This is a genomic window from Pantoea sp. RIT-PI-b (assembly GCF_001187905.1).
GTDB lineage: Bacteria > Pseudomonadota > Gammaproteobacteria > Enterobacterales > Enterobacteriaceae > Pantoea > Pantoea nemavictus.
In genome coordinates this window covers 181,803-195,124 of record NZ_LGIS01000026.1, presented here as the reverse complement: position 1 = coordinate 195,124, position 13,322 = coordinate 181,803, and the positions used below count along the sequence as shown (strand labels likewise).

Here is a 13,322-nt window from a genome sequence, read left to right as displayed (position 1 = left end):
TTGCAAATGAGGTCGCCATAAATGGCGACCCTACGGGTTCAGCGCCGGTTTTGTAGGATCGCCATTTATGGCGACCTGGCATTTACTCTGCCTTCAGCACCTCTTCGTGCTCATCCAGCCAGCCCTGGCGCAGTTCAGGCACCGCGCGTTTCAGGCGTTCGAAATAGAGTTCGCTGGTCGGTTTGTCATAGTCGGCGCGGGCGATTTGGGTCACTATTCTGCCCGACTTCATCACCACAATATCATCACAAACGGCGCGAACCGCATGCATGTCATGGCTGATAAACAGCACCGACAGCCCGAGCTCGCGGCGTAGTTCGCTGATCAAATCCAGCACCGCGGCAGCCACCACGGTATCTAACGCCGAGGTCACTTCATCGCACAGAATCAAATCTGGCTCCGCCGCCAGCGCGCGCGCCAGGTTGACGCGCTGCTTCTGCCCGCCGGAGAGCGCCCACGGGCGGCGCCACAGCACGGTGCGCGGCAGCTTCACCAGATCCAGCAACTGATGCAGACGGCGATCGCGATCGGCCCCTTTCAGGCCGTGGAACAGCGTCAACGGACGCGACAAAATCTGCCCGACGCTGTGCGCCGGATTCAGCGCGGTATCGGCCATCTGGAACACATATTGAATGCGGCGCAGCTCATTGTCCGGGCGCTTATGCATGTCGCCATTGATGTAATGACCGTTAAACAGAATATGGCCGTGACTCGGCGCGTTCAGTCCAGCAATGGCGTGCGCCAGCGTGGTTTTACCCGAACCGGACTCGCCAATGATGCCAATCGCCTGCCCTTTCCACAGCTTCAGATTGATGTCTTCAAGAATGCGAATTTTAGAATGTCCATTGCTGTCGCGCGGGCCATAACCGGCGCTGAGATCGCGCACTTCCATCAGCGGCTGCATATCCGCCTCGGCGCAGGTCCAGCTGCTTGGGCGCTCTTTCTGTCGCGCCGCCTCCATCAGCAGTTTGGTGTAGTCCGCCTGCGGGGCGCCAATCAGTCGTTCGGTGGTGCCGTACTCCGCCATCTGACCGCGCAGCAGCACCAGAATACGATCCGCCATCTGCGCCACCACCGCCAAATCGTGGCTGACGTAAATCGCCGTTACGCCACGCTGCGCTACCACGCGGCGAAACGCTTTTAGCACCTCAACCTGGGTCGTCACGTCCAGCGCGGTGGTCGGTTCGTCGAGGATCACCACATCCGGATCGCCAATCAGCGCCATTGCCGTCATCAAACGCTGCAGCTGTCCACCGGAAACCTGATGCGGAAAGCGATCGCCGATGGTGTCGGGATTGGGCAGCGCCAGCTCACGGAACAGCGCAATCGCCTTCTGTTTGGCGTCTTTGCGCTTCATAGTGCCGTGGATCACCACCGGCTCAATCACCTGATCGAGAATGCGCATGCCGGGGTTAAACGACGCCGCCGCACTCTGCGCGATATAGGCCACTTTGTTGCCACGAAACGCGCGCAGCTGGCCCGGCGACAGGCTGCGCACGTCGGTGCCGGCCATATGAATATTGCCGTCGGCGATGCGGCAGCCGTGGCGCGCATAACCCATCAACGCCATGGCAATGGTGGTTTTGCCGGAGCCGGATTCGCCAATCAGCGCCAGCACTTCTCCTCTCTGCACGGTAAAACGAATATCAGCAACCAGATCGATCTCTTCGCCTTTGTCGGTCTGCGCGGTGACGCGCAGGTTCTCAACCGAGATCACCGGCATGGCGGTATGTGGCGTCACGTTCATGCTCCCTCCTTCGCGAGCGTCAGCGGACGCATCTGCTGCAGGCTATCGATAAACAGGTTGGCACCAATGGTCAGGCTGGCAATCGCCACCGCCGGCATCAGTACCGCAGGCGAACCGTTGAATAAGCCCTGCAGGTTCTCACGCACCAGCGTGCCCCAGTCGGCATAAGGCGGTTGCACGCCGAGGCCGAGGAAGCTCAAACCGCTCAGGAGCAGCACGATATAGACAAAGCGCAGGCCAAAGTCGGTAAGCATCGGGTGCACCATATTTGGCAGGATGTCATGGATCGCCACGTACCAGCGGCTTTCACCGCGCAAACGCGACGCACGCACGTAATCCATATTGCGCAAGCTGCTCGCCATGGCGAAGGCGATACGGAATGCGCCCGGCCAGTAGGTGAAGATGGCGGTAAGGATCAGCATTGGCAGTGAAGAGCCAAACACCGCGACAATCATCAGCGACAGCACTTTGCCCGGCAGCACCAGCAGCGCATCGTTCACGCGCCCCAGCACCTCTTCCAGCCAGCGCCCGGCGACCGCCGCCAGCAGCGCCAGCAAAGTACCGATGATGCTGGCACAGAGCGCAGCGGTGAGCGCCAGGCCAATGGAGAATTTCGCGCCGTAAAGAATGCGGCTGAGGATATCGCGGCCCAGATAATCAGTGCCGAGCAAGTTGGCAGACGTCATGCCGCCCAGCATCGGCCCGCCGCCGATATCTTCCACGCTGTGCGGGGCCAGCTGGGTGCCGAACAGCGCCATACAGAGCCAAAACAGGGAGATCAGCAGGCCGATGCGGCCGGAGACCGACAGCGACTGAAACAGACGTACAGGCAGCAGCAATGTATTCATCAGCTCCTCCACTTCGGGTTAAAGGCGATGGTGAGGATATCGGCCGCCAGCAGCAGCACCAGATAGCAGGCGGCGAACAGCATCACGCACAGCTGCACCACCGGCAGATCGCGGTTGCTCACCGCATCGACCAGCGCACTCGCCAGGCCGGGATAGCTGAAGATCGATTCGATGATGATCACCCCGCCGAACAGATATGACAGGCTGAGCGAGATGGCATTGGCAATCGGCCCGACCGCATTCGGCAGCGCGTGACGCAGCACTGCACGCAGCGGCGACACGCCTTTCAGCAGCGCCATCTCCAGATAGGGGCTGTCGAGTTGGTTGATGATGGCGGATCGTGTCATGCGCGCCATCTGTGCCACCAGCACGCAGCATAGCGTCAGCACCGGTAGCGCATAGGCTTTGAGGTAGCTAATGACATCCATATTCGGGCTGCCAAACGACATTGCCGACACCCAATGCAGCTTCACCGCGAAGATCAGTACCGCCACGGTCGCCACCAGAAACTCCGGTACGGCGACGGTGGCCATGGTGCTGATCACCAGGAAGCGATCCAGCGCAGAGCCGCGATTCATCGCCGCGATGATGCCAATCAGCAGCGCCAGCGGCACACAAATCACCGTGGTAATGCCGGCCAACTGCAGCGTGGCGGGAATGCGCTGCTCCACCAGCTGCAGCACCGGCAGATGGCTGGCGAACGAGGTGCCAAAATCCCCTTGCAGCATGCCGGTGAGCCAGGTGAAGTAGCGCACCAGCAGCGGCTGATCGAGTCCCAGCTGCTGGCGTAACGCCGCCACCGTCTCCGGCGTGGCATTTTGCCCCAGAATCATCTGCGCAGCGTCGCCGGGCAGCAGGCTGGTAATAAAGAACACCACCGCCGAGACGATAAGTAAGGTCAGGATGCCCGCGCCTGCGCGCCGGGCAATCAGGAACAACATGTATCGGTTCATCGGCGATCTCCTCGTACAGAATCATCAGGCACCGGATAAACGGTCGCCATGAATGGCGACCCTACGTTACCGCGCTGGGTTTTCGTAGGGTGCGCATTCATGCGCACCTGCATAGCCAGCCAATTTATTGCTTACGTGAGCGGCATTGCGCCATCAATGGCGACCCGAGGTCAGGCATTCAGCCAGGCGAACTCATGGAAGCGATAGCCCATCATCATGCCGCTTGGCCAGGCTTCCACGCCGCCGACTTTCTTGCTGTAGCCATCGGTGGAGCTGATAAAGGTTGGGATAATGGTGCCGCAGTGATCGTAAATCAGCTTCTGCATGTCACCGTACATCTGCTTACGTTTGGTCTGCTCACGCTCGCCGCGTGCCGCCACCACCAGTTGGTCAAATTGCGCATTCTTCCAGCCCGATTCGTTATTCGCCGCCGATGAGAGATAGAACTGCGAGAACAGCATATCCAGCGTCGGGCGCGGGTTAATTGAGCCATAGCCGACCGGATCTTTGGTCCAGTGCGTGGACCAGTAACCGTCATACGGCACGCGACGCACTTTGATGTTGAGGCCGGTACTGCGCGACACCTGCTGAATCAGCTGGCCGCCCTCCACCGACCCCTCAATGTTTGGCGTGGTGATAATCTCCACCGTCGCGCCCTTCATCCCGGCTTTCTCGATGTGGAATTTGGCTTTCTCGGCATCCAGCGGGCGCGGTTTGAGATCGGCGTTGTACAGCGGATGCCATGGCGGTACCGGCGTATCGTTACTGACGTCGCCATAACCCTGCAGCACGGTTTTCACCAGGATGTCGCGCGGCTGCAGATACTTCATCGCCAGCACGAAGTCTTCGTTGCTGCCCGGCTTAACGTCAGTGCGCACAATCAGGTTGGTGTACATGCCGGATTTACTCTCCAGCACGCCGTAATCGGCCGTCGCTTTAATGCGGTTGCAGTCGGCGGCGCTCAGGGTAGAGACGATGTGCAGATCGCCCGACATTAGCGCGTTGACGCGCGCGGCTTGATCGGTGACGCCCAGCAGCTCCACTTCATCGAGATGCGGCAGCCCTGGCTTGTAGTAATTGGGGTTCTTCACCCCGACCGAACGCACGCCCGGTGTGAACTCTTTCAGCTTGAACGGCCCGGTGCCGATGCCCTTGCTGAAATCTTTGGTACCGTCCTGCACGATCAGGAACGGCGCGCTGGCCAGCATAAACGGCACGTCGAAGTTGGCCTGGCTGAGTTCCAGCGTGATTTCGTTATCGTTTACCGCAGTGAAGGTTTTGAACTGATCGGCCAGCTTAAAGGCGTTGGAGGCCACCGCTGGGTCTTTATGGCGGCTCAGCGAGTAGATGACGTCTTTGGCGGTCAGCGGTTTGCCGTCATGGAAGGTCACGCCTTTGCGCAGTTTGATCTGCCAGGTGATGCCGTCGCTGGAATCGAGCGATTCCGCCAGCGCCGGCTGCACCGCGAGGCTTTTATCCAGCTCGGTCAGGCCGCTGTAGACCATGAATTGACGGGTGTAATCGCCGCTGTTGTTGCCTTTGGCCGGATCGAGCGTATCGGTAGCTGAGGCGTTGGACATGGCGGCGCGCAGCTTGCCGCCTTTCACTGGAGCGGTGGCCGCAAAGCTCATCTGCGGGAAAGCGATCAAACCGCTGCTCATCACGGCACCGGCAGACAACAACTTCATCAGGCCACGGCGCGACATTGACCCTTCGGTCAGCATGCGGTTCAGGGCCGGATTTACAGCGTCAGACTCTTTATCGAATTTACTCATCTGCACACCCTCAATATGAATTGTTGTTGATTTCGTTTTCGTCTTTTACGCGGTCGCCATAAATGGCGCCCCTACAAAACCCGCATCATCACCGTAGGGTCGCCATTCATGGCGACCGTTTGTATGGCCGCACAGGTTCTTACGACAGCCGGTCCTTGGCTTTGTAATACAAGCCCGCCAGGGGCAAAAACCACGGCTTACCGTGGTAACCGGGCAGCGCAGGCCAGGTATCGCGCTGCCAGGGATTTTCGTTACGTTTTTCCGCCAGCAGATCGGCCATCACGCGGCCCATCCACACCGACATCTGCGTACCGTGGCCGCTGTAGCCCATCGAATAAAACACGCCGTCTTGTTCACCGGCGTGCGGCAAACGGTCGGCGGTCATATCCACCATGCCGCCCCAGCAGTAATCGATGCGTGACTTGCCCAGCTGCGGGAAGAGCGCGGTCATCGCCGCCCGCAGCACGTCGCCACTGCGCGTATCGGAGGTAGGATTGCTGACGGCAAAACGGGCACGACCGCCAAACACCAGCCGACGATCGGCGGTGGTACGGAAGTAGTTGCCGATATTCAGCGAGGTCACGTAAGTGCGATCCTGTGGCAACACCTGATTGATCACTGCATCGCCGAGCGGTTCGGTGACCACAATAAAACTGCCAACCGGCACGATACGGCGCTGGAACCACGGGAACGGGCCTTCGTTAGAGACGCCGGTAGCCATCATCACTTTGTCGGCAACGATCTCGCCGTGCGCGGTGGTGACGCGGTGGCGATAACCGTCAAGACGGGCTAAACCGGTGACCGCGTGATGCGGGAAGATCTTCGCCCCGCTGCGCGCGGCGGCTTCTGCCAGGCCAATGCCAAACTTGCCCATGTGCATCTGGCCGCCGCGCTTCTGCAGCAGGCCGCCGTGAAAGGCGTCGCTGCCCACTTCACGGCGAATCTCATCTTTGCTAATCAGTTCGATTTCCGGGTCGACGGTGTCGCGCATCAACTGCCACGCGCTGCGCAGACCGGGAAAATGCGAGGCTTTACTGGCCAATTTCAGTTTGCCGCACAGGCGGAAATCACAATCAATCTGCTCGTCGTGCACCAGCTGTTCGACATAGCTCACCGCGTCGTCGTAGGCACGATAGAAGCGGCTGGCCTGCTCGATTCCCTGGCTCTCCACCAGTGAGGCAAAGTTCTGCGCCACGCCGGTATTGCAGTGCCCGCCGTTGCGTGCCGATGCCTGGCTCATCACCTCGCCGCTCTCCAGCAGCACCACATTGATGCCGCTGCGCGCCAGGTTGAGCGCCGTCGAGACGCCGGTAAAGCCCCCGCCAATCACCACCACATCGGCTACGCTCGGGAGCGGGCCGGTCGCTGCGCCACTAAACATTGGCGCGGTGGCTTGCCAGAATGATTCGAGTTTCATCGCCGCCTCCAGGTTTACAGTCCAACCACAGCGGGCAGTCCGCCGATATCGCTGATTTCGGTGTATTCATACGCCGGATTAGCCGGATCGTGACCGCGATTGACCCACACCTTGTTTTTAATGCCCATGTCGTGACAGGTCATCAGGTCGTAACGCAGGCTCGATGAGACGTGCAGAATCTCTTCGGGGCCGCAGTTCAGCTTATCCAGCATGTACTCGAAGCCTTTCATCTGCGGCTTATACGCGCCGACTTCTTCGGCGGTGATGGTCATGTGAATCGGTGCGCCGAGACGTGGCACGTGGTGGGGAATCAGGTCTTTCATAGAGTTGGTGAGCAGCACCAGCGGGAATTCTTTGGCCACTTTGGCTAAGCCGGCGGGCACGTCAGGATGTGGACCCCAGGTGGCGCAGTCGGTGTAGATAAAATCGCTGTCCGCTTTGCTCCACTGCACGCCCCATTTTTTACAGGTGCGCTCTAACGCATCGCTGACCACCGCGTAGTACGGCTTCCACGCGCCGAGCACTTCGTCGCGACGGTAGCGGGCGAAATCGGTGGTGAAGGCCAGCATCTCCTGCGGCGCTACGCGATCTTTAAAGCAGCGTTCGGCTGCACCCGCCATATCAAAATTGATCAGCGTGCCATAACAATCAAAGGTGATGAATTTCGGTTTAAACAGTGCCATGAAGCGACCTCGCGGTTAGGGAGATAAATTAGAAATCGATTAACACACTCTTCTGGCGCTGACAGGCCTGGAATGCCTGACGTCCCAGATCCTTGCCAATGCCCGAGCCGAGAAAACCGCCGGTCGGGATAATGAAATCGCCGGAGCGGCCATAGCGATTGACCCACACGGTGCCGGACTCCAGCGCGCGCACCGATCGCAGGGCGCGCGGCAGGCTCAGCGTATGCACGCCGGCGCACAGGCCGTAGGTTTCGTGCGCCGCCAGTGCCAGCCCCTCCTCTTCGTCGTCAAACTGCTGCACGGTGAGCACCGGGCCAAAAATTTCCTGCTGCACCGCCGGATTATCGTTAGCGACAGCGCACAGCAGCGTTGGCTGCCAGAACCAGCCTTCTGCGGTGTCGGCGAAGCGTTCGCCTCCCACCAGCACTTCAGCACCCTGCGCTTTGGCATCGGCAATCACCGAGGCCACTTTTTTGCCCTGGCGCTCATCAATCAGCGGCGCATAGCGGCTGCTCTCCTGCCAGGTGACGCCCGGGCGCGGTTGCTGACACAGCGCCACCAGACGATCCAGCAACGGCTGCGCAATGCCGCGCTGCACAATCAGACGGGTGCCAGCGACGCACGCCTGGCCGCCGTTGGCGGTGAAGCCGCGCAGAATTCGCTGCGCCAGTACGTCGATATCGCCAGCATCATCAAACACCAGCTGCGGACTTTTGCCGCCCAGCTCCAGCGTCACCGGTTTCATGCCGTGCTGCGCCACATCGCCCATGATGCGTGCGCCGGTCGCGGTTGAGCCGGTAAAGGAGACTTTGCGCACCAGCGGATGCGTCACCAGCGCGCTGCCGGTTACCGCCCCGCTGCCCTGCACGATATTCAGTACGCCTGCCGGTAAGCCGGCCTGCACCGCCAGCTCGGCCATGCGCACGGTGGAGAATGGCGTTAACTCAGAAGGTTTCAGCACCACCGCATTGCCTGCGGCCAGCGCCGGGCCGCACTTCCATGACGCCATCGACAGCGGGAAATTCCACGGCGTAATGGCGCCGATCACGCCATAGGGCTCAGCAATCAACATGCCGAGGCTGCTCTCCTGAGTCGGGAACAGGTCGCCGCTGTATTTGTCGGCGCACTCGGCGTAGAAACGGATGGCTTCGGCGGTGAAAGGAATTTCGTGCTGGATGACATCGCTGATCGGGCGCGTAGAACCGAGCGATTCGAGCTGGGCGAGTAAAGAGTCGTTTTCAATCAGATCGGCCCAGCGACGCAGAATTTTACCTCTGGCACGAGGAGCACAGCTGCTCCAGCCGCTGGTTTTGAGCGCCTGATGCGCGGTGGTGACGGCACGATCGACATCCTCACTCTGCGCTTCGCTCAGTTCGGCATAGACTTTGCCATCGGACGGACGCTTAACGGCAAACAGCGCGCCCGCCGTCTTAAGATGTTGCCCGCCAATATAATGACCGGCAGGAAGTAAAACTTTTTCAGGGTCGAAACTTAACATGGAAAATTCCTTATTTGTTACACCCATCACAGACGCGCTAATTAACGATTTGCACTGCGTTTTTCTGCCACGCTAATAAGCTAATGCAGAAAGTATGCCAGCCAGCTAAAAAATAAAAATGCGTAAAAAACGGTGCTAAGAAATTTTCTGCCGTATTGATGAGCGAAATTTTGCGGAATTGCCGAAGGAATAAACAGATGATTTATCTCACAAACTTCGTGCGCCGCAGCGGTGCAACTCGCATGAAACTTGCACTAAAACGGGGATAAGCGGGAAAGTATGACGCGGCGCACAAATAAACAGCGCCGCGAACCTGAGGCTGCGGCGCTGTTTATGTTTATAGGATCGCGCAATAAATTGCGCCGCTACGATAAGTGCAGGTATTTGTAGCGGCGCGATTTATCGCGCGTTGTTGATTTTAAAGACTGCCAATATGAAAGGTTTTTTGTTCCAGATACTCTTCTATTCCGTATCGCGATCCTTCACGGCCTAATCCAGATAATTTAATTCCGCCAAAAGGTGCGGCATCTAATGATATTGCACCGGTATTAAAGCCGACCATGCCAAATTCCAGTGATTCCGCCACGCGCCATGCCCGGCGAATATTTTCGGTGAAGAAATAGGCGCCAAGTCCATAAGGCGTGTCATTCGCCATACGGATCGCTTCCTCTTCGCTATCAAAGATAAACAGCGGCGCGACCGGACCAAAGGTCTCTTCATGCGCAATCCGCATGCTGCTGGTGACATTGCCTAGCACCGTTGGCTCGACAAAGGTGCCGTTCGGCGCGCTGATGCCGCCGTGCAGCAAGGTCGCGCCCTGGCTGAGCGCATCGTCGATATGGCTGTTAACTTTCTCAACTGCGCGATCGTTGATCAACGGCCCGATAGTGCTGTCGGGCGCAAAGCCGTCGCCGACTTTGAGCGCCGCCACCGCCTGTAACAAGCGTTCACTGAAGCGCTGGTAGATGCCGCGCTGCACCAGAATGCGATTGGCGCAGACGCAGGTTTGTCCAGCGTTGCGGAATTTACTCGCCATCACGCCAGCAATGGTGACATCGAGATCGGCATCATCGAACACAATCAGCGGCGCGTTGCCGCCCAGCTCGAGGCTCAGACGCTTAATGCTGTCTGCACTCTGCTGCATTAGCAGCTGCCCCACGCGGGTGGAACCGGTAAAGGATATTTTGCGCACCGTGCGGCTGGCGGTGAGCGTGCTGCCGATGTCGGTCGGCAGGCCGGTGAGCACCTGCAGCACACCGCTCGGGAATCCGGCGCGTTCGGCTAACACCGCCAGCGCCAGCGCCGACAGCGGCGTGAGTTCAGAGGGTTTAACGATAATCGGGCAACCGGCCGCCAGCGCGGGCGCTACTTTGCGGGTGATCATCGCTATCGGGAAGTTCCACGGCGTGATGGCTGCGGCCACGCCCACCGGCTGCTTCAGCACCAGAATGCGGCGATCTTCGCTCGGTGCCGGAATGGTGTCGCCATAGATGCGTCGCGCCTCTTCGGCGAACCACTTGACGAAGCTGGCCCCGTACAGCACTTCGCCTTTGGCTTCCGCCAGCGGTTTACCCTGCTCGGCGGTCATGATGATCGCCAGGTCATCGGCATTAGCAATAATCAGCTGATGCCACTTCTCCAGTAGCGCAGCGCGCGTGGCGTTGGGCGTTTTACCCCAGCTCACCCGCACCGATTCGGCATAATCTATCGCCTGCTCGGTTTCCGCCGCACCCAATGCGGGAATGGTGGCTATCGGCTGTTGAGTGGCAGGATCGATCACCGGTAGCGTTGCGCCCTGATGCGCATCCTGCCAGCGACCGCCAAACAGCGCCTGCTGGCGCAGTAGTTCCGGATCTTTGAGTTGAATTCGCGACATGACAATCCCCTGTATCTTCGTCATTTCACTGTAACGTGACGCGACAGCGCAGGATGTTTTTCTGCTGGAGGGAATGTTGATTGACGTCTGTTTTGCGGTGGGAAAAGAAATTTTATGCTGTGGGATTCGGTCGCCTTTGTGGCGACCGGAAAGCCGCTTAAATCTGGAAATCGATAGCCGGTTCGTTCTCGGTTTCGTAAGAGAGCGCCTGACGTTTGATCTCCTCCAGTGACAGATTGGCGTTACACAGCTCAAGGAACTGCCACACATAGTTGCGCTGTAATTGACCCCGCTTCAGGCCGAGCCACACGGTGTTGGCATCAAACAGATGATGCGTATCAATTTTTACCAGGTCTTCACCTTCATAAATATCGCACGCCTGATCGGCGAGGATGCCGACGCCGAGACCCAATTCAACGTAGGTTTTAACCACGTCAGAGTCCTGGGCGCTGAGCACGATATCCGGTCTGAGTCCTGCCGCCTGGAATGCACGATCGACGCGCGAACGGCCGGTAATGCCCTGACGATAGGTGATCAGCGGATAGCGGCTCAGACTGGCGAGCGTCACCGGCTGATGCTGCAGCAACTCATGGTCGTGCGGCACCAATAGCGAGTGGTGCCAGCTGAACCACGGAAACGCCGCGAGACTGCTGTTATTCACCAACTGCTCGGAAGCGATACCGATATCGGCTTCACCGGCCAGCAGCATCGCTACGATCTCCTGCGGCGATCCCTGATTCAGCTCAAGACGTACGTTGGGATAGAGCTGGCGGAAGGCTTTGATCACCCGCGGCAGGCTGTAACGCGCCTGCGTATGCGTGGTGGCGATGGTCAGTACACCGCTGGTTTCATTGGTAAACACATCCGCTAAGCGACGAACTTTACCCGCTTCATCAAGGATGCGCTCAGCAATGGTCAACAGTGCTTTGCCCGGTTCCGTCATTCCTAATAGCCGCTTGCCACGACGAATAAAAATTTCCACGCCCAGTTCATCTTCCAGATCGCGAATATGGCGGCTCACCCCGGATTGGGAGGTAAACAGCGTATTCGCCACTTCGGTCAGGTTGAACTCGCAACGGGCCGCTTCACGTATAATTTTAAGTTGCTGGAAATTCACACCCTTTTCTCCTGGTTCCTGCCCCTGTTTCATCCATGTTATGAAGTTGGTGTCATCGCAACAAATAATAAAAAACGGTGTGTTATGCGGAATAGTAATAAGGGAGGGTTTGAGAGACGCCCTCACCCCAGCCCTCTCCCGCAAGCGGGCGAGGGAGCCGACGGTGCGGCTAATGGGTAAGGTGATTAATGCGAGTTAAAAAGGCTGGATCAGTTCCCTCTCCCATCTGCAAGATGGGGAACGGGTTTGTGAGGTGATCAATTTTGCTGTGGAAGGGCTGGATCGGTTCCCTCTCCCGTCTGCGGGAGAGGGTTAGGGTGAGGGGAAAAGTGCGACTAACTCAACCCACCAACATCAATTCACGATCTTCCACCATCGGCTTATTCAACAGCGACAGCAGGATATTCTTCACTGCCTGCGCCGATGGCGACAGCGGCAAACGGGCAGAAATATTTAACGACAGCGGCAGATTCAGCGACGGGCTGTTAATCCGCGCCATCCACGCATGCGTGGAACTCACTAACGCACGTGCGGCAGACTCTGGCAGCACCGTGACGCCCATGCCGCTGGCTACGGCAGCGGTAAGGGTGGAGATTGATTCAATTTCGCCGATGATGCGCGCACTGAGGCGACGCAGCGAGAAGGCTTCATCAACGCGTTTACGCACCGCGCTGTAGTCGCGTGGCAGGAACAGGCTCATCTGCGCCACTTCAGCCAGATCAACGCTGGCACCCGGACATGCCGTTGCGCCCACCAGATACAGCTCTTCTTTCATTAATGGAATGCTGTTGATGCCTGCGGTTGGCGCACGGTCATACAGCACTGCCATATCCAGCTGGCCGTTCATCACCTTTTCATTCAGCGACGAGCCGCTGTTTTCGTGTAGATACACCAGCACATCCGGGAACTGTTCACGTACCGTTTGCAGCAGCGGCATAGTGAGCGAGGATGCAGCGGTGCCCGGCGCTAAGCCGATAGACACCTGACCGTTCAACGCCTGCCCGGCATTGATCACTGCCGTTTGCGCCTGTTCACACTGACGCAGAATAGTGCGGGCGTGGGCATAGAGAATTTTACCGGCTTCGGTTGGCGTCACGCCGCGCTTGGTGCGGATCAGCAATTGCTGATCGAGTTCATTTTCCAGCGTAGCGACCTGCTGGCTAAGCGCAGGCTGCGCGATGTGCAGCACTTCTGCTGCCTGAGTCAGGCTGCCGATATCGACGATTTTTACAAAGTACTTGAGTCGTCTTAAATTCATGTTGCCTCCGTCAATCCCCGAATACCCAGGTTGGGTGTTTCAGCCTGCTGGCTTATGTTCATGAAGTTGCAATATGCAGGCCAGGTTTGTTAGGGACGCAGAAAAGTATTAGCGGATTTTTCCTAAAGGCACGGAAAATAAGCATTTGTG

Annotated in this window: 10 protein-coding genes; all 10 read right to left on the bottom strand. The window is 58.3% G+C overall.

Annotation, left to right across the window (positions count from 1 at the left end; genetic code table 11):
- Positions 1-82: 82 nt before the first annotated feature.
- Positions 83-1,747, bottom strand: coding sequence for an ABC transporter ATP-binding protein (locus tag AC790_RS16940; RefSeq protein ID WP_049852525.1), 1,665 nt, complete (start codon positions 1,745-1,747; stop codon positions 83-85).
- Positions 1,744-2,595, bottom strand: coding sequence for an ABC transporter permease (locus AC790_RS16935; RefSeq protein WP_049852524.1), 852 nt, complete (start codon positions 2,593-2,595; stop codon positions 1,744-1,746). Before AC790_RS16935 ends, AC790_RS16940 begins: the two co-directional genes overlap by 4 nt.
- Positions 2,595-3,548 (bottom strand): ABC transporter permease, encoded by a 954-nt coding sequence (locus AC790_RS16930; protein ID WP_007890973.1) that lies wholly within the window; start codon positions 3,546-3,548, stop codon positions 2,595-2,597. The genes AC790_RS16935 and AC790_RS16930 overlap by 1 nt, the downstream gene beginning before the upstream one ends.
- A 170-nt stretch (positions 3,549-3,718) precedes the next feature.
- Positions 3,719-5,323, bottom strand: coding sequence for an ABC transporter substrate-binding protein (locus tag AC790_RS16925; protein WP_049852523.1), 1,605 nt, complete (start codon positions 5,321-5,323; stop codon positions 3,719-3,721).
- A gap of 139 nt (positions 5,324-5,462) precedes the next feature.
- Positions 5,463-6,740 (bottom strand): FAD-binding oxidoreductase, encoded by a 1,278-nt coding sequence (locus AC790_RS16920; protein ID WP_049852522.1) that lies wholly within the window; start codon positions 6,738-6,740, stop codon positions 5,463-5,465.
- Between the two features lie 14 nt (positions 6,741-6,754).
- Positions 6,755-7,423: a haloacid dehalogenase type II gene (locus AC790_RS16915; RefSeq protein WP_049852521.1), complete on the bottom strand. Its 669-nt coding sequence runs from the start codon at positions 7,421-7,423 to the stop codon at positions 6,755-6,757.
- 28 nt (positions 7,424-7,451) lie between these two features.
- Positions 7,452-8,921: an aldehyde dehydrogenase gene (locus AC790_RS16910; protein ID WP_049852520.1), complete on the bottom strand. Its 1,470-nt coding sequence runs from the start codon at positions 8,919-8,921 to the stop codon at positions 7,452-7,454.
- Positions 8,922-9,339: 418 nt separating this feature from the next.
- Positions 9,340-10,797, bottom strand: a complete 1,458-nt coding sequence (locus AC790_RS16905) for an NAD-dependent succinate-semialdehyde dehydrogenase (RefSeq protein ID WP_049852519.1) — start codon at positions 10,795-10,797, stop codon at positions 9,340-9,342.
- A gap of 157 nt (positions 10,798-10,954) precedes the next feature.
- On the bottom strand, positions 10,955-11,914 hold the full coding sequence (gene cbl / locus AC790_RS16900) for an HTH-type transcriptional regulator Cbl (RefSeq protein ID WP_008109354.1): 960 nt from the start codon (positions 11,912-11,914) through the stop codon (positions 10,955-10,957).
- Positions 11,915-12,254: 340 nt separating this feature from the next.
- Entirely contained in the window at positions 12,255-13,172 is a 918-nt protein-coding gene (gene nac / locus AC790_RS16895) for a nitrogen assimilation transcriptional regulator NAC (RefSeq protein WP_007890984.1), read from the bottom strand.
- Between the last annotated feature and the right edge of the window lie 150 nt (positions 13,173-13,322).